Origin of the sequence: Streptomyces sp. RB17 (genome assembly GCF_009604455.1) — a bacterium.
In the GTDB taxonomy this organism is placed as follows: Bacteria; Actinomycetota; Actinomycetes; order Streptomycetales; family Streptomycetaceae; genus Streptomyces.
Genome location: NZ_WEGL01000002.1, coordinates 1,119,213 through 1,139,969, shown reverse-complemented (window position 1 = coordinate 1,139,969; position 20,757 = coordinate 1,119,213). Strand labels below are relative to the sequence as shown.

The 20,757-nt window shown below is 71.0% G+C and carries 18 protein-coding genes and 2 pseudogenes; 9 read left to right on the top strand and 11 right to left on the bottom strand.

The genetic code is table 11. The features are described 5' to 3' along the window. Positions 1–151: 151 nt before the first annotated feature. On the top strand, positions 152–961 hold the full coding sequence (locus SRB17_RS12145; RefSeq protein WP_153537540.1) for a DUF427 domain-containing protein: 810 nt from the start codon (positions 152–154) through the stop codon (positions 959–961). Here SRB17_RS12145 and SRB17_RS46130 read toward each other — a convergent pair. Continuing rightward, a complete protein-coding gene (locus tag SRB17_RS46130) occupies positions 942–1,205 on the bottom strand; it encodes a hypothetical protein (protein ID WP_228396064.1) in 264 nt (87 codons plus the stop codon). The genes SRB17_RS12145 and SRB17_RS46130 overlap by 20 nt on opposite strands. A gap of 91 nt (positions 1,206–1,296) precedes the next feature. Continuing rightward, positions 1,297–1,368 (bottom strand): annotated as a pseudogene (locus SRB17_RS48010) (hypothetical protein); the annotation flags it as partial. A gap of 178 nt (positions 1,369–1,546) precedes the next feature. On the opposite strand from SRB17_RS48010, the pseudogene SRB17_RS48455 reads away from it, so the two are divergent. Further along, positions 1,547–1,919, top strand: a pseudogene (locus tag SRB17_RS48455) (O-methyltransferase); the annotation flags it as partial. A 54-nt stretch (positions 1,920–1,973) separates the two neighbouring features. Here SRB17_RS48455 and SRB17_RS12130 read toward each other — a convergent pair. Continuing rightward, positions 1,974–3,632, bottom strand: a complete 1,659-nt coding sequence (locus SRB17_RS12130) for a penicillin-binding transpeptidase domain-containing protein (RefSeq protein WP_153537538.1) — start codon at positions 3,630–3,632, stop codon at positions 1,974–1,976. A gap of 309 nt (positions 3,633–3,941) precedes the next feature. Between SRB17_RS12130 and SRB17_RS12125 the strand changes: the two genes are divergently transcribed. After that, complete coding sequence (locus SRB17_RS12125) at positions 3,942–6,278, top strand: glycosyl hydrolase family 95 catalytic domain-containing protein (protein ID WP_153537536.1); 2,337 nt, start codon at positions 3,942–3,944, stop codon at positions 6,276–6,278. 548 nt (positions 6,279–6,826) lie between these two features. On the opposite strand, the gene SRB17_RS12120 is transcribed toward SRB17_RS12125, so the two are convergent. Next, positions 6,827–7,393: a TetR/AcrR family transcriptional regulator gene (locus SRB17_RS12120; RefSeq protein WP_153537534.1), complete on the bottom strand. Its 567-nt coding sequence runs from the start codon at positions 7,391–7,393 to the stop codon at positions 6,827–6,829. 84 nt (positions 7,394–7,477) lie between these two features. Between SRB17_RS12120 and SRB17_RS12115 the strand changes: the two genes are divergently transcribed. Continuing rightward, entirely contained in the window at positions 7,478–8,392 is a 915-nt protein-coding gene (locus tag SRB17_RS12115; RefSeq protein ID WP_153538306.1) for an SDR family oxidoreductase, read from the top strand. On the opposite strand, the gene SRB17_RS12110 is transcribed toward SRB17_RS12115, so the two are convergent. Both SRB17_RS12110 and SRB17_RS46115 read right to left on the bottom strand, forming a co-directional pair. Continuing rightward, the gene (locus SRB17_RS12110) at positions 8,371–8,763 is read right to left on the bottom strand and encodes a hypothetical protein (protein WP_153537532.1); all 393 of its coding nucleotides are present in this window, start codon (positions 8,761–8,763) and stop codon (positions 8,371–8,373) included. The two genes, SRB17_RS12115 and SRB17_RS12110, sit on opposite strands and share 22 nt — an antisense overlap. A 500-nt stretch (positions 8,764–9,263) precedes the next feature. Continuing rightward, positions 9,264–9,935 carry a hypothetical protein gene (locus SRB17_RS46115; protein WP_228395947.1) on the bottom strand — a complete coding sequence of 224 codons (672 nt, stop codon included), beginning with the start codon at positions 9,933–9,935 and terminating at the stop codon, positions 9,264–9,266. 97 nt (positions 9,936–10,032) lie between these two features. Between SRB17_RS46115 and SRB17_RS12100 the strand changes: the two genes are divergently transcribed. Next, positions 10,033–10,773 (top strand): hypothetical protein, encoded by a 741-nt coding sequence (locus SRB17_RS12100; RefSeq protein WP_153537530.1) that lies wholly within the window; start codon positions 10,033–10,035, stop codon positions 10,771–10,773. A 254-nt stretch (positions 10,774–11,027) separates the two neighbouring features. On the opposite strand, the gene SRB17_RS12095 is transcribed toward SRB17_RS12100, so the two are convergent. Together SRB17_RS12095 and SRB17_RS12090 are read right to left on the bottom strand one after the other, a co-directional pair. Continuing rightward, positions 11,028–11,693 carry a nitroreductase gene (locus SRB17_RS12095; protein ID WP_323375326.1) on the bottom strand — a complete coding sequence of 222 codons (666 nt, stop codon included), beginning with the start codon at positions 11,691–11,693 and terminating at the stop codon, positions 11,028–11,030. A gap of 354 nt (positions 11,694–12,047) precedes the next feature. Next, a complete protein-coding gene (locus tag SRB17_RS12090; protein ID WP_323375325.1) occupies positions 12,048–12,761 on the bottom strand; it encodes a TioE family transcriptional regulator in 714 nt (237 codons plus the stop codon). A 102-nt stretch (positions 12,762–12,863) separates the two neighbouring features. Between SRB17_RS12090 and SRB17_RS12085 the strand changes: the two genes are divergently transcribed. The 3 genes from SRB17_RS12085 to SRB17_RS12075 all read left to right on the top strand — a co-directional run bounded on the left by SRB17_RS12085 (position 12,864) and on the right by SRB17_RS12075 (position 15,340). After that, the gene (locus SRB17_RS12085) at positions 12,864–14,021 is read left to right on the top strand and encodes an erythromycin esterase family protein (protein ID WP_153537526.1); all 1,158 of its coding nucleotides are present in this window, start codon (positions 12,864–12,866) and stop codon (positions 14,019–14,021) included. Positions 14,022–14,105: 84 nt separating this feature from the next. Beyond that, the gene (locus tag SRB17_RS12080) at positions 14,106–14,504 is read left to right on the top strand and encodes an ACT domain-containing protein (RefSeq protein ID WP_323375324.1); all 399 of its coding nucleotides are present in this window, start codon (positions 14,106–14,108) and stop codon (positions 14,502–14,504) included. A gap of 95 nt (positions 14,505–14,599) precedes the next feature. After that, positions 14,600–15,340, top strand: coding sequence for a VOC family protein (locus tag SRB17_RS12075; protein WP_153537524.1), 741 nt, complete (start codon positions 14,600–14,602; stop codon positions 15,338–15,340). A gap of 159 nt (positions 15,341–15,499) precedes the next feature. Here the strand turns inward: SRB17_RS12075 and SRB17_RS12070 are convergent, their stop codons facing one another. Continuing rightward, on the bottom strand, positions 15,500–16,714 hold the full coding sequence (locus SRB17_RS12070) for a beta-ketoacyl-[acyl-carrier-protein] synthase family protein (protein ID WP_323375323.1): 1,215 nt from the start codon (positions 16,712–16,714) through the stop codon (positions 15,500–15,502). Between the two features lie 296 nt (positions 16,715–17,010). Between SRB17_RS12070 and SRB17_RS12065 the strand changes: the two genes are divergently transcribed. Further along, positions 17,011–17,805: a hypothetical protein gene (locus SRB17_RS12065; protein ID WP_153537522.1), complete on the top strand. Its 795-nt coding sequence runs from the start codon at positions 17,011–17,013 to the stop codon at positions 17,803–17,805. A gap of 967 nt (positions 17,806–18,772) precedes the next feature. Here SRB17_RS12065 and SRB17_RS12060 read toward each other — a convergent pair. Both SRB17_RS12060 and SRB17_RS12055 read right to left on the bottom strand, forming a co-directional pair. After that, a complete protein-coding gene (locus tag SRB17_RS12060; protein WP_089100675.1) occupies positions 18,773–19,423 on the bottom strand; it encodes a response regulator transcription factor in 651 nt (216 codons plus the stop codon). After that, on the bottom strand, positions 19,411–20,682 hold the full coding sequence (locus SRB17_RS12055; RefSeq protein WP_153537518.1) for a sensor histidine kinase: 1,272 nt from the start codon (positions 20,680–20,682) through the stop codon (positions 19,411–19,413). The genes SRB17_RS12060 and SRB17_RS12055 overlap by 13 nt, the downstream gene beginning before the upstream one ends. Positions 20,683–20,757 lie beyond the last annotated feature (75 nt).

Here is a 20,757-nt window from a genome sequence, read left to right as displayed (position 1 = left end):
CGACCGCCCCAGCCGAGCCGACCGCCCCGACCGCCCCATCCGACCCGACCGCTCCGGCCTGGCGAGCGCCCCTCGTCTGCGCAAGCATGGAGCCGCCACCCGTCACCCCGAGCCGCCTCCCGCGCCGGCCGAGGGAGAAGGAGATCCGGTCATGGCCACGTCCAGCACCGTCCCGTCGTTGCGCACCACCCCGGAAGGCCTTCGCTGGGAACCGAGCGAGCGCTGGGTACGCGGCCGGAAGGGCGATGTCACCGTTGTCGACAGCCGCCACCCCGTACTCGTGTGGGAGCCCGGCGTACCCGTGCCGCTGTACGCCTTCCCGCGCGCGGAGGTCCGCGAGGACCTGCTGCGGCCGGCGAAGAACCCACCGGTCGGAACCCATACCGGGTCGACGGTCTTCTACGACCTCGAAGTGGATGGCGAGCTGCGGGAGAACGCGGCATGGACGTTCCCCGCCGACGATCTGGCCGGCCACATCGCCTTCGAGTGGTTCCAGCGCACCGGCCGGGGCCTGGACCACTGGTACGAGGAGGAAGAGGAGATCTTCGTCCACCCCCGCGACCCGCACAAACGGGTCGACGCCATCGCCGGCAGCCGGCACGTCGTCGTCGAGATCGCCGGCCGGGTCGTCGCCGACAGCCACCGTCCGGTGCTCGTCTTCGAAACCGGCCTGCCCACCCGCTACTACCTCCCCCGCGAGGACGTCCGCCTCGATCTGTTCCGCCCCACCGGTCACCACACCGGCTGCCCCTACAAGGGCACCGCCGAGTACTGGTCCTGGGACGGGGAGCACGGCGACGCGGACGTGCCGCCCGACGTCGTGTGGAGCTACCCCGAACCCCTGCCGGCGGTGGGCGCGATCAAGGGGCTGCTCGCCTTCTACAACGAAGCCGTCGACATCACGGTCGACGGTGAGCGCCTCGCACGCCCGGTCACGCACTTCACCCGGCCGCCGTCCTGAGGCGGGGCTGCTCGGCGGTGAGCTGGAGCCGGGCGTCGGACAGCAGGGGGAGGGCAGATCCTCGGCCCGCGGGAAGACGGCCTGGTCCTCGGGCGTCTGGGTAGCGCTCGCCGAGCAGCGGCGCGCCGACCATCGTCGGCAACCGGAACAGCAACGACGCCCGCCCGGCGAGTTGGGCCGGGACACCGGGGGCGTCGGCCGCGGGGTAGGCGAACAGCACCGTCCGGCGAGCGGCGGCGGCCACGGGGTCGTGCCGGCCCTGTTCGGTGAGTGCGTACTCGTACCAGGGGCGGCCGGTCCTGGTACGGGCGCCGCTCCAGCACCTGGTGCTCGGTCAGGGTGCGCAGCCACTCGGTGAGGATCTTGCGGGAGACACCCAGTTCGCCGGCGAGCCGGTCGCAGCGCACGTGGCCGCGCGCGATCTCCCGCAGGACGAGCAGGCTCCACCAGTCCCCCACCGCCGCCGCGGCCTGCGCGGCGCCGCAGGCGCCGTCGGCCACCCGCCTCTGGTCGTGAAGGAGGACGACGCCCTGCTCTCGGCCGCCGGGAACAGCGATGCCGCGGATCCGCCGGCGATACAGGTGCTGGCTCGCCCGGGCCCTGCCGGACGGCGGCCACCTGGTCACCCTGGAGAGCGACCCGCACTACGCTGCCGTCGCCACCGCCAACATCGCCCGTGCCGGGCCGGACCACATCGTCGACATCCGCGTCGGCAGGGCCCAGGACACGCTGCCCCTGCTCGCGGGCCGAGAAAGCCGGCCCGTTCGCGTCATCGTCCGCGACAACGTGGTCCGCAAGGGCGCGGCCACCGACGCGGCAAGCGGCGCCCCGCGCGTCCAGGGGGTTGCGCCGCTTCACCGAACTCATCGCCGTTCACCTGCGGTTGACCGCCAGAACCCTCCAGACGGTCGGCTCGAAGGGCTACGACGGCTTCACCCTCGCCCTGGTCACCGGGTGAGTGAGCGACCGGCGGGACGCAACCGCCCGCCGGCCGCCGCAGCGGCGTCGGTGTTCAGCTGCCGGTCAGCAGCCGCCGTACGACATACCCCGCGGAGTCCACGCCCGACCTGCCGCCCTCGACGAGCGCCGCGACCGAGATGCGGGAGTTGTAGGCGGTCAGCCAGCCATTGGTGTGGTCGCCTTCCTCCGCGGTGCCGGTCTTGGCGCCGACACCCACCAGTCCGCCCAGGCGCGGCGCCGCCGTACCGCTGGTGGCCACGTTGCGCATCATCGACTGCAGATATCCGGCCGTGCGGGCGGAGATGGGCCGGGGCGCCGTCTCCTGGTGCTGTCCCGGCAGGATGACCGGCTGCTCGAAGCCGGCCCCCCGGACGGTGGCCGCCACGGAGGCCATGAACAGGGGCGTGGCCGTGACCTTGCCCTGGCCGATGAACTGGGCCGCCTGGTCGCCGCCCTGGACGTCCGGCGGGATGCTCGGGTCGGTGGTGGCGACTCCCCCGCCGATCGACCAGCTGCCCATGCCGAAGACGTTCACCGCCTCGTCGTGCAGGGCGGAGGCGTCTCCGCCCTGCACCAGGTAGCGGAAACCGTCCTTGATGAAGGAGGTGTTGCAGGACACGGTGAACGCCTGGGCGAGGGAGGAGCCCGGGTTGGGCCGCACGCCGGAGTCGTTGTGGAACGACTGGCTGTTGGCCATCTGCTCGTCCTGGCACGACGCCGGGCTGCTCGGGTTGAGGCCCGCCTTGTCGAAGAGGGCCGCCGAGGTGATGATCTTCATCGTGGAGCCGGGGGACTTGATGCCGTTGATGGCGATGTCGCCGTCGTCGCCCGAGTGCGCGATCGCCAGGATGTGGCCGTTGCGCCAGTCCAGCGCCACAGTACCGGCGGGCTTCTGCTGGAGGTGGTCATCGTTCACGGCCCGCTCGGCCACCGCCTGGAGGCCGGCGTCGATGGTCGTCCGGACGACCGCCGGGCGGCCCTTGGAGAAGACCTTCAGCGTCTTCACGCCGGCGCCGCTGCCGTCGACGACGGCCACGCCCGTTCCGGGCATGCCACCCGTGGGCTTCGCGTTCTTGCCGATCGTGCCGGCGATGTCCCGCAGCGACGCGAAGCCGGACAGATCGGTCTTGCCGTCGCTCGCCACGACCTTCGTGCCGCCCGCGCCGGCCGGCAGCTTGCCCGCGGTCAGCGACTGGCCCTCACTCAGGCCCGGATAGAGCACCGAGTCGTTCCAGTGGACCGCCGAGTGACCGTTGGTGCTCTTCAGCACGGCCACCGCGCTCGGGTAGCTCCAGGTGCCACCCGCCACCTGAGCGGTCACGTCGAAGGTGACCTTGGTGGCACCCGGCGTCACCGAGGACGGGCCCGCCGAGACGATGTGACCGAACGACAGCTTCTTCAGGTGCAGTCCGTCGGCGTAGTCCCGCAACGCCTGCGAGGCCGTACCGGGTACGTCGGTGACGCCTGCCGCGCCGTCCAGGTGCTTCTGGGACCAACTGTCCAGGAACGCGCGGGCCCGCTTCACCGCCTCGGCGTCCGAGGGGGGCGTGCTGGACAGCGCCGACGGGTCGAAAGCGCGCGCGTCCTGGGAGTCTCCGTCACCCTTCGAGCCCGAGGCCAGGCCGTGCAGGATGTTGTACGTACCGATTCCCCCCAGGGCGAGCAGCGCGGTGCAGGTACCGGCGAGGCCGATCTTCACAGCTCTGTTCATGCACAGGATCGTATGTATGTTCCATGAAATGGTGTGCGGATCTTCCGCGGATCGTTATCGGACTGTCAAACCGACTGCAGCGCTCCCCCGGAGCGATGCCGCCCGTCGTTCTGGCCGTCTTCGCGACCGGGTTGGGGTGATGCCCAGGCGACCTGACAACACAACCACAACCAACCACCAAGCACCGCGCCATACATCCGATGTGTCATGCAGAGGCCACTGCCGAATACATTGACACCCGTCCGAGTCGTCCCTACGGTCCCCCATACACCCGATGTTTCGATGGACCGTCAGGTTTGGAGGGCGACGATGACCTCGCAGCCGGAGAAACGCCCGCCGGTTCCCCGCAGATCCGTACTCGGCACCGCGCTGGGCGGGGCTGCGGTGGCGGCGCTGCCCGGTACGGCCCGCGCCGCACAGTCCGAACGGACGGGGCCGTCCGGTGGCGCCGGAGCGGCGGACGAAGGCGCCGGCCGGCCGTGGAGACTCCGCGACACCATGACCTCCGACAGCGCGTGGCAGGAGTTCCTGCGCGGCCAGGACCTGTTGTGGACCAGGCTGCCGACGCTCTGGTACGAGGGCCCGTTCCTCGGGGACGGGCTGCTCGGCAGCATGGTCTACCAGGAGCCGGGCGCGAACCGGATCCGCTTCACCGTCCAGCACGGCCGGGTCCAGGACCATCGCCCGGAGTTCGGCAGCGGCTGGGGCACCTGCCGGCTGCCGGTCGGGCATCTCACCCTCGATCCGGTGGGCACCATCACCGCCGTCGACTGGCGGCTGAGCCTGTGGGACGCCGAACTCACCGGCACCGTCACCACCACCGCCGGCACCCTCACCCTCTCCGCCCTCATCCACGACGAAGTCTTGGCACTCCGGGTGACAGCGAGCGGTGGCGAGAAGGTCACCTGGACGTTCCATCCCGAGGAGGCCGTCAGCCCCCGGAAGATCCAGGAGGCCCCGCCCGCCGGCTACACCGCCAACCCGCCCTGGACCACCCGGACCACCGACGACGGCACCGCGCAGGTGCTCCAGCCCCTGACCGGCGGCGGCCGGACCGCGACCTCCTACCGCCGCTCGGGCGACGACCTCCTGCTCAGCGTCGGGCACAGTTTCCCGTCCGGCACCGCCGCCGAGGCCGACTCGCTGCGCAACCTCCGCCGCGCGCCGTCGTACGACGTCCTGCGGCGCCGGCACACCGGCTGGTGGCACGCGTTCTACCGGAAGAGCTTCGTGTCGTTCCCCGACCAGCGGCTGCAGAGCTTCCACTGGATCCAGCTCTACAAGGTCGCCTCCGCCAGCCGCGCGGGCGGCCCCGTGATGGCCACCTGCGGGCCGTGGCTGGAGCCCACCCCCTGGCCTGCGGTCTGGTGGAACCTCAACGTGCAGTTGGAGTACTGGCTCATCCAGGGCTTCAATCACCCCGAACTCGACTCGCTCGCCACCACGCTGCGCCAGAGCCAGGAACAGCTCGCCGCGAACGTGCCCCCCGCCTACCGCTCGGACAGCTCCGGAATCGGCCGCAGCTCGGACATGTTCTGCGACCGCGAGGTGGGGGAACCGGGCACCGGAGCCGAGACCGGCGACCTCACCTGGGCGCTGCACAACGTGTGGCTGTCCTACCGGCACTCCATGGACACGTCCCTGCTGCGCGACACGATCTACCCCGTGCTGCGCCGGGCGATCAACTACTACCTGCACTTCCTCACCCCGGGCAGCGACGGCAAGCTGCATCTGCCGAGCACGCTCTCACCGGAATATCCCGTCGTACCGCCGCAGGACACCAACTACGACCTGGCCCTCATCCGCTGGGGCTGCCAGACCCTCCTCGAATCGGCCCAACTGCTCGGCATCGACGACGAGTTGAAGCCGCGCTGGCAGGAGGTGCTGGCCGGGCTCACGCCGTACCCGGTCGACGACAACGGCTTCATGATCGGCGCCGGCACCCCGTACGCGCAGTCCCACCGGCACTACTCGCACCTGCTGATGGTGTACCCGCTGTACCTCGTCAACTGGGACCAGCCCGACAACCGCGACCTGATCACGAAGTCGGTGGTCCGCTGGCACGCGCTGACCGGAGCCCACCGGGGCTACAGCTACACCGGCGCCGCCTCGATCTACGCGATGACCGGGGACGGCGACACGGCGATCGGCTACCTGCGGAAGTTCTTCGACCCCACCACCCGATACCCGTGCCGCGCCAACACGCACTACACCGAGGCCGGTCCGGTGATCGAGACGCCGCTGTCCGCGTCCCAGTCCCTGCACGACATGTTCTGCCAGAGCTGGGGCGGCGTCGTCCGGGTCTTCCCGGCCGTTCCGTCCACCTGGAAGGACGTGACCCTGCACAACTTCCGCGCCCAGGGCGCCTTCCTGGTCAGCGCCGTACGCAAGGCGGGGGCAACGCGGTTCGTCCGTGTCAGGAGTCTGGCGGGCGAGCCGCTGAGGCTCCGGCACGGTCTCAGCGGGACCCTCACCGTACTGCTGGACGACGGGACCCCGGCCCACGCCCGGGACCTGGGTGGCGGCACCCTTGCCATCGACCTGCCGAAGGGTCGCGAGGTGCTCGTGTACGCCGGTTCCCGGCCCGACCTCGTCATCTCCCCCGTCGCCGTCAGCGAGCCCGGCCCGGCGTGGGGGCTGCCGTAGTCACCGCCCACCGTCGCACCTCATTCCGAGGGAGAGTTCGCATGGCAGCTCCGCTCAGGACCGCGCTTCCCGCAGCGCGCGGACCGGCGGGTCGAGGAGCGGCACCGGACGAAGCCCGGCAGGCGGCTGCGGCGCCGGGTCCGTGGGAACCGGATCCTGCTGCGCGCGGCGGCGTAGTCGGCATAGGCCTTCTGCGCGGCGAGGCCCTATGAAGCCGTCGACGCCCGCTGGCGCTTCAAGCCCGACGCCTGAGCATCCAGCGCTCCTTGCCGCAGGTTCATGCTCCTGCAGGGCGTCGGCCGGGCGAGACGGTCCGGGACGGCGCCGACGGACTCGTCAGGAGCGGCGGTTGCTGAGCGGCGGCGAAGCGCTCGGCGTCGACGACACCACCAACGGCGGTTTCGCCGGCTTCGCCTGCCGCCGGAGTCCGGGCATCACCAGCTGCGGCCGCTGAACCCTCCCACCCGAGCGGCCGAACCGCCCTGCGCAACCGGGCAGTTCGGCCGCACCAAGACCGGAGACGCGCGCCACCGGCCGCAGTGCGCCACCTAGGCGCCCGAGGCCACGGCCTTCAGTTCGGCCAGTGACTCCTGGATCAGCTGCCGCATCGTACGTTCCTCGCCCGGTGCGATCCAGTGCTCGAAGGCGACCTTGAAAACGGCGACCCCCGCCTCGGCGGCCAGGCTCGCGGTCGGCTCCACGACACCGCGGTCACGCAGGGTGGCGGCGAGCGCGGCCGCCATCGAGGCGAGTTTGATCAGCTCGCGCTCCTGGAGTTCCGGGTTCTCCGTGATCACGGCGTGGCGCCGGCGCGCGAACTCACGCCGGTCGACGAACATCTCGGCGGCCGCGTCCAGCCCGGCCGACAGCGCGTCGAGCGGGACCGAGGCCTCCGGTGCGTCGGCGACCGCCCGCACGATCAGCGCCTCCAGGTCGCCCGCGCCCGCGAAGAGCACTTCGCGCTTGTCGGCGTAGTGCCGGAAGAAGGTCCGCTCCGTGAGCCCGGCCCGTTTGGCGATCTCCGCCACGGTGGTCTGCTCGTACCCGTGCTCTGCGTAGAGCTCCAGTGCGGCCTTCGCCAGGCGTCCGCGCGCGTCCGGCTCCCATCTTCCCATGCCGGGATCCTACCGTGATGACAGAGGCTGACATCAGGTGTAGCGTCTATGACAGTCACTGACATCAACTGTCTGGGGTCTCCCATGCGCATCTTCGTCACCGGCGCCTCCGGCTGGATCGGATCCGCCGTCGTACCCGAGCTCATCGACGCGGGACACCGGGTCGTCGGGCTCGCCCGCTCCGACGCCTCGGCCGCCGCGCTCACCGCGGCGGGCGCGGACGTCGTCCGCGGCACCGTCGACGACCTCGACGTCCTGCGGGACGCTGCCGCCGCGTCGGACGGGGTGATCCATCTCGCCTTCAAGCACGACATCGCCTTCAGCGGCGATTTCCAGGGCGCCGCCGAGGCCGACCGTCGCGCCGTCGACGTCTTCGGTGAGACACTCGCCGGCAGCGATCGGCCCTTCGTCCTCGCCTCCGGCCTGGCCGGCCTCGCGCCCGGGCGGGTGGCGACCGAGCGGGACACGGCCGGATTCGACGGCTCGCCGGTCTCGATCCGCGCCACTACGGCGCAGGAGGTGCTGGCGTTCGCCTCGCGCGGCATCCGTTCCTCCGTGGTGCGGCTCTCTCCGACCTGCCATGGCGAGGGGGACAACGGCTTCATGGCGATGCTGGTCGCCACCGCTCGCACCAAGGGCCTCTCCGGGTACACCGGCGACGGCGCCAACCGCTGGCCGGCCGTCCACCGCCTCGACGCCGCGCACCTGTTCCGCCTGGCGGTCGAGCACGCCCCCGCCGGATCGGTGCTGCACGGGGTCGCGGAGGAGGGCGTCGCGATGCGTGACATCGCCGAGGCGATCGGCCGGCACTTCGACGTGCCCGTGGCCTCCGTGGCACCCGAGGCCGCGCCCGAGCACTTCGGCTGGATGGCGGGCTTCGTCGGTCTCGACCTCCCCGCGTCGAGCACGCTGACCCGCGAACTGCTGGACTGGAAGCCGGCCCACCCGGGACTCCTCGAAGACCTCGACAAGGGGCACTACGCCCACGCCGGCGCCTGACGGGACTCCGCCGCCCGGGGGCCGGGACGCCGGGTGCCCTGCGGCAGGAGACCGGCGATCGGCACCTCACCGGGCTCGGCGCGCCGACCGTACATGCCGAGGCCGGCGACGGCCGACGGGGCGAGGCAACTCCCGCCCCACGTACGGAAGCTCGGGCAGGATGCCTGGGCGCGCCCGCGGCGCTCGTCGACGACGGGCCGCGGGGCAGCGGCGGCGCCCGGCAGGTGGTGGCGCCCGGCGGCCCCAGCGCGATCAGGCGCCGGGCGCCGGGCGCTTTCGAGTATCGCGTCGGGGTCGACGCGCCACTCGATGTGGATCAGCCGCCGGGCCTTGCCGACCTCGGCCAAGTCGCCCGGTTCCCCGTTCCTCACGCCTCCTTGTGCAGGCGGCCGTCCGGGCCTGCCGGATGTCACGCCGTAGGGACACCTGCCGGTGAAGCATCGGTCCCCCGGGCGGCGGCCGGACGGCCGGGCGGAGTCGGAAGTCCCCGGGGCGGAAGGCCGGCCGGCCCGGTGTCGCGCATGATGCGCTCGACCGTCTCCGGCAGCGAGCTGCCGGCCCCGATGACCGTCTCCACTCCCCCGGGCAGCAGGTCGCGCTGCCGGTACCAGCCCCGAAGGTCGGCCTCGCCCACCTGGCCGGCGATCGGCTTGGACGGCGTGGCGGGCCAGGGTCACGACCACGTGACCGCCGGCGTCCAGGGCACAGCGGGCCACGGTGTCGATCAGGTCGATGTTCGCCGCGCCCGGCCGGTCCTGCTCATGCGTTCGGCACCGACACCGATCTGCGGCAGGGTACCGGCCCGGCGGATCCCGGTGCCGCATCGAAGTGGCCGTGCATCGCTGTTCGCCGGACGCCGTCCGTGCCAGGATCACCAGTCGATGTGTGTGGTGACCCATCCGGCCAAGCCGTCCTCGTCACCCGCCGGGGGCAGGTCGGGACCACAGGTGAGTGGTGTGCAGGACAGTTGCAGATGGGTGAGGTAGCCGTACGGGCCGTTGTCGGCCGACGGCCCGAGCACGAGGGCTTGGGTAGGGGTGCGCCAGATGCGATGCGTCAGCGCAGGCCCGGTGACCACGGTGACCGATGACACGAACGTCCGTTGGGCAGCCGCGCCCAGGCACTCGGTCACCGCCTGCGCCGCCTGGGCGAGGACGGCCTCGCAGTCCTGGTCCGTGCACGGTTCCTCGGTGTTCCAGCCGGGCAGTTGCTGCCAGCCGTCCATATAGCCGGACAGCCACGGGCCGTTGCTCATGGATTCGTCATCCGGGTCGACGGGGTACATCTCGCCGAAGACGAGGAAATACCGTGCGTCGGGACTTCCGAACGGACTGACGCCGTCACAGCACACCACATGGTCATGAGCTGTTCGGAAGGAGTCGCAGACCAGCTCGCGCTCCCAGTTCCAGCCGCGACGCCGTATCTCCTCGTCGACGGCATCGACGTCTTCGGGGACGTACGGCACGTAGGGCAGAGCAACGAACTCGGCAACGGCCTCGGCGGTCAGGGGGCGGTGCGCGAGGGCATGGACGGGTATCGGCATGTAGATCACTCTAGAAGCAGCTGATTCCCATGCCGACAGGCGATCTTGACATGGTGTCCGGGGTTTCGGCGGGGACGGGTGGGGAGGACAGGTGGGTGTGGTCGGGCTGATATCGGTGGTCCTGGTCGTCGGTGCGGTCTTTGTGGTGTGGCGGCTCATGCGGTATCCCGGCGGCTGGCAGTACGCGTTCTCGGACGTCCATCGTGCGGACCGTCAGGACCTGGACCGCGCCCGCTCGGCCGTGCGCGCGGTCCGGGGCACGGCTCGCCAGGAGGTGTCGCGAGCGGAGACCCGGGCGACGAGGGCGGAACGGGCGTACGAGCGCAGGATCGGCGACGCCGAGCGGGAGCTGGCGAGGCTCCGGCGGCCCGGCCGGGGCGCCTTCGTCACCAGACTGGGCGAGGTGACCCTGTACCAGCACGCCCTGCTGTTCAAGGGCAAGGAGATCCCGCTGGCAGGTCTTGCGGTGCGCTTCGAACTGGCCAGGAACTCCAAGAAGAGCTACATCTACCTCACGCATCCGGATGGCCGGGTGGAGTTTCCCGGCTACGCCGACGAGGAGTTCCCCGAGGAACACGTGCGGCGTTTCAGCGTCCGGATCGAGAACGCCGTCGCGGCGGAGAACACGTTCCGCGACGGGCGCGCGGACGGGATCCGGCAGGCCGAGTCCGCGCTCGAGGAGGCCCGGCTCGACACCGCCGAGAAGGACGATGCTCGCGAGGCGCTGGAGCAGGTCAGGGCCCGCCACAGCGAGAGCCCGGAGCTCGCCAAGGCGCTCGCCGCGCTGGAGACGGCGCGTGACCGCTGGCAGGCTCTGACCGGCCGCCGACCCCGCTGACGGGCCTCTCCCTGCTCCGTTTTCAGGAAAGCTCGGCCAACTCGCCTGCCAGGGACTCCAGTACATAAGGCCAGTAGGGCAACCAGAGGTACAGGATGGCGAGTTCGGCCACGGAAACCGCGGCTGCCGAGAATCAGCTTCCGCGCGAGCAGTTGGCGCGGCCCGTGTCTGTGCTCCGCCCGTTGCCCGCGCAGTCACGGCCCGGCCTCGGGTGGGGCACAGGGTCTGTCCTGTGGATCTTGACTGCCTAGCGGTCACAGTCCGATGAAGGTCACTGTTTCTGTCATGTCCGCCCGCCCGGTACGCAGCCGCGGCACGCCTTCCTTCTCGAATCCCACCGAGACGCCGCAGAACAGCATGAGCCCGTCGTCGGCACCGACTGTCCGGCTGACGGTCTTGCGGTACATGGTCCACATCACCTGGGGGCAGCTGTGCAATCCCTCTGCCCTCAGCAGCAGCATGACCGTCTGCAGGTACATCCCCGCGTCCCCCCACTGCCCGGGCCCCATCGTCCGGTCGAGGTAGCAGAACAATACGACCGGCGCCCCGAACGCCTCCGAGTTCAAGGCGGCGATCTTCATGGGCCTGTCGGGGTCGTCGCGGTCGATTCCCAGCGCCGCGTGCCGCTGTGCGGCCGCGACGGAGAAACGGTCCAGATACGGCGAGGTCAGTTCGGCCGGGTACATCGGATACTCCCGATCGTCGCCCGGGTCTCCCGCCAACGCCCTTGCCGTCGCACGCCTCTTCAGTTCGGCCAAGGGCTCGCCGGTCACGACAAACACATGCCACGGCTGGAGGTTCCCGCTCGACGGAGTCCGCTTCGCAGCAGCCAGTACTCGTTCGAGTGTCTCTTTGGGCACCGGCTCATCGCTGAACGCCCGCACGGCCCTGCGACTGTCCACGGCCTCATACACATCCACGTCTTCGCGTCCTCCCACTCGACCGGGCCCCTCTACGGTATTCAGCGGTCAGTGCCGAGCATCGCCGGTCCCTGGTCAGCGCCCCGACCCGACATCGCGACAAAGCTCTCCATCGGCGACCGCCCGGGCGCGAAGCTCAAGGCGGGCGGCCCACAAAGCCGCCGTAGCGACCCCTGGCACAGGGCGTGCCCGCCGGCCTCTACGGCTCCGAGCTCTACAAGGAACTCGGTATGGAGCCAGCCGGAGAAGACCTGCCTGGATTGCTCCAGGCCGACCTGGCCTGACCTGCGGCGATGTTTTCAAGGCGCAACAGCATCGCTTCGACTCAGCCCAGTAGTAAGGCAGTTGTGCTCGTCACGGATTGAGGTGAGTCAGGTAGGCGTCGAGCTGCGTGGCCGCGCGCAGCATGGCCAGGCCCTGTGCGGTGAGTTTGTTCTGCCAGGCCTCCAGGGACGAGGCGAGTACGTCTGTGCCGCCCGCGGTGCGGATCTGGTGGATCACGGTGGCGATGTGGTCCAGGAGATGTCCTCCGCGTCGGAGGAGGTGCGCGAGCTCGGCGTCTCGGATGTCGTCGGCACCGAAGACGCGGTATCCCGTGGCCGGGTCCCGGGCCGGGGTGAGGATGCCGGCGTCCTCCCAGTTGCGCAGGGTCGCCGGAGTGACGCCGAGTTGGTGTGCGAGTTCGCCGACCGTGCGGGTACCGGGAGCCCGGGAGGGTGCGGCAGTCGCCTCGGGCTCCGCCGTCAGGTGGGACACAGCGGTGCGTACCGCGGCGAGGGTGTCCCGGTCGCGGAGCAGTTGACCGTGGCCGCGGTCGATGATCGTCAGGGCCTCGTCGAGAGCGTCCCGGTGGAGCGCGTTCATGATCTGCCCGGCGGCCGCGTACCCGTACGCCGGGACGAGCGAGAGATAGGCGCGCAGCGCTCCAGCGTGCACCTCGGTGTAGATCCGGTAGCCACTGGGCGTGCGCTCGGCGGGCGGGATGAATCCGTGCCGCTCGTAGTTGCGCACGGCCTGGGTCGAGATGCCGTGCTCGCGCGCGAGGTCGGTCGGTCGCAAGCTGGTCACCGGTTGAGACTTTACCGCAGGCCCTGGCCGTCGGTACGGCCCACCTGACGGGCGAGGTCTCTCAAAGTCTCAACCGAACTTTCAAGGATACGATTGAGGTCCATGAGTCAGGACATCCGAGACTTCGTCACCCCGTCGTGCGACCTCCTGGCGCTGGGTGAGCCGACACACCAGGAACCGGCCTTCGGGCGGATCCGGAACGAACTCTTCGCCCGACTGGCCGAGCAGGGCTTTCGGTCGATCGCCCTCGAGACCGACCGCGTGGCGGCGCTCGCCGTGAACGACTACGTCCAAGGAGGACCCGGAACCCTCGGCACCCTCATGCGCGAAGGCTTCTCCCACGGCTTCGGAGCGCAGGACGCCAACAGGAGGCTGGTCGGCTGGATGCGCGACTACAACCAGCACCGGCCGCCGGCGGAACGCCTGGCCTTCCACGGCTTCGACGCGCCGTTGGAGAACACCTGCGCCCCCAGCCCCCGGACCTATGTGGAACACGCCCGCGACTACCTGGGACTCGACCTCGACCTCGCGGCTCTCACCGGAGACGACACCCGGTGGAGCCGACCGGAGGCCGTCCTGGACCACGCCATGTCACCCGGCGCCACCGCCGAGGCCGAGCGACTCCGGTCGATCGCGGACGACATGCACCTTTCGCTTTACGGACGCGCCCCGGAACTTATCGCGGCGACCTCCCGCGAGGACTGGTTCAAGGCCAGGACGCACCTCAGCGCCGGCCTCGGCCTGCTGCGCTACCACAAACAGTCGGCCCAGCCTCTGGAACCGAGCCCCCGGATAGCCGGCCTGCTCGCCGTCCGTGACGCACTCATGGCCCAGAACCTCCTGGACATCCGGGCCGTCGAGGAGCAGCGGGGCGCCACCCTGGTCTTCGCGCACAACTTCCACCTGCAGCGAAACGCGAGCGCCTGGCGCCTTCAGGACCTGAGCGCGGAGTGGTCCGGTGCCGGCGCCATCGTGGCCTCTCTGCTGGGCGACCGGTACGTCTGCATCGCCGGCAGCCTGGGCCGCAGTGAGGCTCTGGGGCTGCAGGACCCCGCCCCGGACACCCACGAGGGCCTGCTCCAGAGCCGTATCACCACCTGGGGCCTGGAACCGGTCACGGCCGACCCGGACGCCCGCACCCGGACGGACACGCACCCGAGGCAGGGCTATTTCCCCCTCGACCGGGCGACACTCGACGCGGTGGACGCGGTCCTGCACATCAACGACGGGAGGACCGCCGGCACACCGGCACGCCGCTGAGCGGGGCCGGGACGCGGTGGCGACGCAATGACCGGCACCGCTCGCCTCCGGGGCGAGCGGCCGGTCGGGCCGTAGGGTGGGGTCGTGACCGGCGAGACTGATCTGCAGAGACTGCTCAGCGACATGCGTCCGGAACTCAATCCGGGCCGCTATGTCTTCACCATGGCGGAGGGCGGCGTGCCGTCCGGCGTCACCCCCGTGGTGACGGTGGCCGAACAGGAGGGCCTGACCCTCGTCGTGCACCAGGCGGAGGCGGACGCGGCGGGGATGGCGTACGACTACGTTGCCGGCTGGATCACCCTGCGGGTCCACTCCGCGCTGGCCGCGGTCGGGCTGACCGCCGCCGTCTCCCGTGCCCTCGCCGACGCGGAGCTGAGCTGCAACGTCGTCGCCGGCTTCCACCACGACCACCTCTTCGTGCCGTACGACCGCGCCGAGGAGGCCATGGACGTCCTACGGCACCTGGCCCGCGCGTCCTCCTGACCTTTCGAGGACGGCTTCACCGCAGCCCGAGCTGAGACGCGTATGGCGGGTGCATGGAGGTGGGTTGAGGGGAGCGGGCGCATAGGATCACCGACATGGCACTGCGACCTGTAATGGTGAACATCAAGGCCCTTGATGCCTCGGCCGTCGGCCGGTTCTGGGCGGAGGCGCTCGGCTGGAGTGCCTACAGCCCCGGCGTGACCACCTACGTCGGGCCCGCCGGCGGCCTCGTCTGGCCGGACCCGGTCGCCGTCTGCGTCGACGTCGTTCCCGTCCCGGAACCCAAGACGTCAGCAAAGAACCGTGTGCACCTCGATCTCGCCACCACCTCTGCCGCCCATCAGGCGGAGTTGGTCGCGCGCCTCCAGGCTCTCGGTGCGACGCCCGTCGACGTGGGCCAGGGCAACGTGCCGTGGACGGTCCTCGCCGACCCGGAGGGCAACGAGTTCTGCGTGCTGGAGCCTCGGGAGACCTACCGGGACACCGGGCCGATCGCCGCGTTGGTGGTCGACTGCGCGGATCCGCGGGCCATGGCCCGGTTCTGGGGTGAGGCGATGGACTGGACCCTGCACGAGGTGACCGACGATCACGCGGTGTTGCGCTCCGCCAAGGGTGTCGGCTCGTATCTGGAGTTCCTCCGCACGCCCGACGTGAAGACCGTACCGGACCGCGTTCACCTTGACCTGCTGCCGTACCCCGGTGACGACAAAGCGGCGGAGGTGGCCCGCCTGCGGGCCCTCGGCGCCACCGACCTCGACCTCGGCCAGGGCGACGTCCCGTGGACGTGCCTGGCCGACCCGGAGGGCCACGAGTTCTGCGTCCTCGCCCCTTCCTGACGCGGAGCCTGGACGGCACCCCGGCACACGAGCCGTGCGTGCTCATGTGCCATGGCCCCGGGTGGGTAGAGCCGCGGTGTCTCGGTCGATCCGGGCGGCGAGCGCTTACCTGTAGGCGGCAAGATCAGCTCGCTCGCCGGCCACAGCACTGTCTCGCCGTCACTTGGTGAAGACGAGACTGACGTTGTGTCCGCCGAACCCGAACGAGTTCGCCAGCGCAGCAGACCACTGCCCGGTGCGCCGCTCACCGCGCACCACGTCCAGTTCCACGCGCGGATCGAGTTCGTCGAGGTTGCGCGTGGCCGGCACCGTGCCGTCCCGGAGCGCGAACAGAGCGGCCATGGCGCCAACCGTTCCGGACGCGCCCATCATGTGACCTGTCATCGACTTCGTCGCCGTGACCGCGGCATGGCTGCCGATCACTCGGCCGATCGCCTCGGCCTCCGCCAGGTCACCGGACTCCGTCGAGGTGGCGTGGGCGTGCACGACCCCGATGTCCGCCGGGGCCAGGCCGGCGTCGCGCAGCGCCAGTTCCATGGCGAAGGCCTGGCCTTGCGCGTCGGAGGCCGTGATGTGGTTCGCGCTCGAACTCACGGCACTTCCGGCCAGCGTGCCGTAGGCACGTGCTCCACGGGCCCGGGCGAACTCGGCGCGTTCGAGCACCATCATCCCCGCGCCCTCGCCCATGACGAACCCGGACCGCTTGACGTCGAACGGACGGGACACGGTCTCTGGGTCCACGGACCGCGTCGACAGGGCCTTCATCTGGGCGAATGCCGCGATGGTGAAGGGGTGCAGGCATGCCTCCACCCCGCCTGCGACGACCATGTCCGCCCGCCCACTGCGGATCAGATCCTGCCCCAGGGCGAGGGCCTCGGCCCCGGACGCACAGGCACTCACCGGAGTCCTGGCGCCTCCCTTCGCACCCAGGTCCATGCTCACCCAGGCAGCCGCCCCGTTGGGCATCAGCATGGGGACCGCGAACGGCGACAGCCGGCGAATCCCGGCGCGTTCGAAGACGTCGTCCTGCCCCAGCGTGGTGAGGACACCACCGGTCCCCGTACCGATGACGACGGCGAATCGTTCCGGCTCGACCTGCGGAGCACCGGCGTCCTGCCAGGCTTCGCGCGCACTGAGGACGGCGATCTGCTCACCGCGGTCCAGCTTCCTGGCCTCGGCCCTCGGAAGCAGGGAGGCAGGGTCCACCGTGAGCCCGGCCGCGACATGCACGGGCAGGTCCGCGGCCCACTCCTCCTCCAGGAAACGGACTCCCGACCTACCGTCCAGCAGCCCCGACCACGACGACGGCGCATCGGCTCCCAGTGGCGTCATCGCACCGACGCCCGTCACCAGCACACGACCGTTACGGGTCACACGAGCCTCCTTGAATTGTGTAGATGCTACAGAGCGCCTCACTTGCCCTCATGGCGATCATGTCAGCGCCCAGGAGGGATATCAGGGTAGGAGCCGACTGATTCGAGGGCGAGAGATTGTCCTGTTCCAACAAACAACGAGGGTGAACTCGTGGGGGCGGGTCGACCGCCGAACGGCAGGAGTTCCGCGAGGGGTTACGGCTCCAGGCTGCGGATCGGTTCGTCCTGGGCGCGGCACGGAACGCGCCGACGGCACACCCCTACCGGTACGCCGGGGTGCGGAGCCATCGTGTACCGATGAGCCGCATCAGCCACTCGGTGATCGTCGCGTCCGTGCCCCGTCCCTGGTTCGAGCAGGCAGCCGTCGTGCTCCTCGACGTGCTGCGCGGGATCCGTGCCGAGGAGGGGCGGGTGCTGCTTCCCGACGGTCGGGCGATACCCGGTGTGCGGCTGGTGAAGGGCGAACATCTCGCGCCGGGCGCGGTGTACGAGGTCGAGCCCGAGGACGAGCGGCGCCAGGAACCGGACCGGCTGCGGATCGTCGAACGGCGGTCGGGTGGCGACCGGGCGGTACGGCTGGAACACGTCCTCGGAGACGAAGGTACGGTCACGGTCCTGGCGGGCACGCTCCACACGAGCGCCCGCCCTGTCGCCGCCGAACTCCACGGATCCATGGCGGCCGTCGGCCGCTGGGCGTCTCTGCGGCGGGCCCAAGGCGATGCCCGTGTCGATCTGCGGGCGTGGTGGGAGGCGGCCGCGGGACGGCGGTGCAACGGCACGCCGTTCGAGGCGCGGCTGGAGCACCGACTGGCCGGGGCCACGCTGTGGGCGGTGCCCCGGCCCCACGGCGACGGCCGCTGGGAGGTACGGCTCGTCCTGTCGCTCCGCGGCCGCTCCCTCCTCCGCCCCGTCGCCGCGGTCGGCCTCCTGCTGTTCCGCGGCCGGCTGCGCCAGGCGTTCGCCGACACGGTGGACAGGATGGCCCGGGTATGGAACGCGACCGTCCCGGAAACGGCGTCCCAGGACAAGGGCCGACTCCGCGCACGCATCCTGGACGCAGCCGCCTCACCACCCGAGGAGACCCTCCTGTGACGGCGCCCGGCGGACGAACAAGCTGTGGACCGGCCATGGCCGACGGCAGCTGGGTTTCGGCTTCCCCCCTCCCTCGGCCCGTACCCGATCGCATCGACCGAGGTGCTCGACATCGGTCCGGCCCCGGGCATCACGCGGCCCACCGACCCCGCGCGTACGGTGCTCTCGCCGGCGGCGGTCCTGGAAACTCATCCGGCCGCCTCAGCCCGACCTGGCCGACCGCAAGACCGGCCAGAAACGGCAGCACCTGTTCCGCCACCGGGGCCAGCTCGTCGGCAAGGACTACCTCGACCACAACATCCTCCCCGCCCTATGCCGCAAGTCCGGCGTCCCGCAGAGCGACTCCCGCGGCGCCCTGACCAGTCACCGCGCCCGCGCCACTATCGCCACCCAACTCCTCAACGCACGCGACCCGCTCACCCTCAACGACCTGCAGCAATGGCTCGGCCACAAACACCCTGCCGGCACCCGCTACTACGCGGCGATCCTGCAGCGCACCCCCACCGCGGCCTACAGGAAAGCGGACTACTTCGCCCGCAACGTCCGCACCATTCAGGTCCTCGTCGATCGCGAGTCCATCCTCACCGGAGCCGCCGCCAGCGGTGAACAGCCCTGGAAGTACTACGACCTGGGCGAGAGCTACTGCAGCTACGACTTCTTCGCCAAGTGCCTGCACCGGCCGACCTGCGCACCCTGCCCGTTCTACGTCCCCAAGCAGTCCTCGCAGGGCCAGCTCCTGGCTGTCAAGAACGGCATCGACCAGATGCTCGAACGACTCGACCTGACCGACGACGAACGCGAAGCCCTCGAAGGCGACCGCGAGGCAATCACCGCGCTCACCGAACGTCTCGCGGATACGCCGACGCCGGCTGGGCCAACCCCCAGAGAGCTAGGCACCGGCGACACCTTCGTTCCCCTCACCCAGCTGATGGCCTCCATGGTGCCCTCCAACTGGAAGGATCGCGCACTATGCGGTCGCAACGCCCAGGAAGCGCAGCACCGCCAGGACGCGGCGGTGGTCGGCGTCGGCCTTGGGCAGGTCGAGCTTGGTGAAGATGCTGTTGATGTGCTTGGCGACCGCGCTCTCGCTCACCACCAGCTCGGCGGCGATGCCGGAGTTGGACCGGCCGCCCGCCATCAGCTCCAGCACCTCCCGCTCGCGCGGCGTCAGCCGGTCGAGTGGATCGCTGTGCCGGCGCACCAGCAGCTGCGCGACGACCTGCGGGTCGAGCGCGGTGCCGCCGGCCGCCACCCGGCGTACCGCCTCGGCGAACTCCTCGACGTCGGCGACGCGTTGCTTGAGCAGATAGCCGACGCCCGAGGTGTTGGCGGCGAGCAGATCGGCCGCGTACCGCTCCTCCACGTACTGCGACAGCAGGAGCACGGCGGTACGCGGGTACTGGCGGCGGATCACCAGCGCGGCGCGTACTCCCTCGTCGGTGAAGCCGGGCGGCATGCGCACGTCGACCACGGCGATGTCGGGCCGGTGCTCCTCGACGGCCGCCAGCAGCCCTTCTGCGTCGGCGACCTGCGCGCACATCTCGAAGCCGGCCGCCTCCAGCACCTTGACCACGCCGATGCGCAGCAAGAGGGAATCCTCGGCGATCACGGCGCGCACGGCAGCTCCACGGTGATGAGGGTCGGGCCCCCGGCGGGGCTGCGGCAGGAGAACGTGCCGTCGACGGACGCGACGCGCTTGGCGAGCCCGGCGAGCCCGGTGCCGCCGGCCGCCGCGAGATCCGCGCCGCCCGCTCCGTCGTCCGCGACGACCACCAGCAGTGTCTCCCCGATCCGCTCCACGGTCACGTCCGCCCGGGTCGCCTGGGCGTGTTTGACCACGTTCGTCAGGGCTTCGGAGATCACGAAGTACGCGACGGCCTCGACCGTGGGTGAGGGGCGCTGCGGCAGGTCCACCGCCACGCGCACCGGGATCGGGAGGCGGGCGGCGACCCCGGACAGCGCGGCGTCGAGGCCGCGGTCCTCAAGGACGGCCGGATGCAGGCCGCGCACCAGGTTGTTCAGCTCGGCGATCGCCTCCTTCGCCTCGCGGTGCGCCTCGTCGATCACCTTGCGGGCGTCCTCCGGCAGGTCGCCGAGGGTGGACCTGGCCAGGCCCAGGTTGACGGCGAGTGAGACGAGGCGCTGCTGTGCGCCGTCGTGCAGGTCGCGCTCGATCCGCCGCCGCTCGGCGTCGGCGGCGTCGAGCACGCCGGCCCGGCTCTCGGCGAGGTCGGCGACCCGGCGGGCCAGCTTCTCCGTGCGGCTGGGGCCGAGCAGGACCTCGGCCGCCCGGGCCTCCAGCCGCACCAGAGCGCCGGTCAGCCGGGGCCCGAGGAACAGCAGGGCGAGGCCGCCGGCGGTGATGTACGCGGCCTGCGTGGTGTACCCGAGGTCGGTGACCCGCCACTGCGGGGGCAGCGCCCAGATCCACACGTAGATGGAGGCGGCCACGAGAGCGGCGGCCCAGACGGCGAGGACGGCGAGGTCCAGGACGGCGAGCAGCGGACCCGCCACGGCGTGGTAGCAGACCTGCCGCCACAAGGCCCGGCCGGTCAGCCGGCGCACCGCCGACTTCCAGTTGCGTCCCGGCCCGGGTACGGCGGGGCGCGGGAGGTCCTTGCCGACGAGCGCCCGGTAGCGCCGCCGCTGCCCGACGGTCAGCAGGGGTGTCACCACGAGCGTGAGCAGCACGGGCAGCGGAGTCACGGCCACCGCGCCGGGCGCGCGCACCAACGCCGCCATCGTGCCGAGCAGCCAGAGCCACAGTGGCACCACGGCGAGGTGGAGCGGCAGGCCGGCGGCGACGAGCGCGGTCCGGTGTCCCGCCCTGCGGAACGGCCGGCCCAGCACCAGCTGCAGCCACGTCGTGAGTTGCATGCGTCATACGGTAAAGCCGCAGGCCATCCCCGTGCCATGACGCTCCCGCCCGGTTCGGGGGTGCACTTGTCTCCA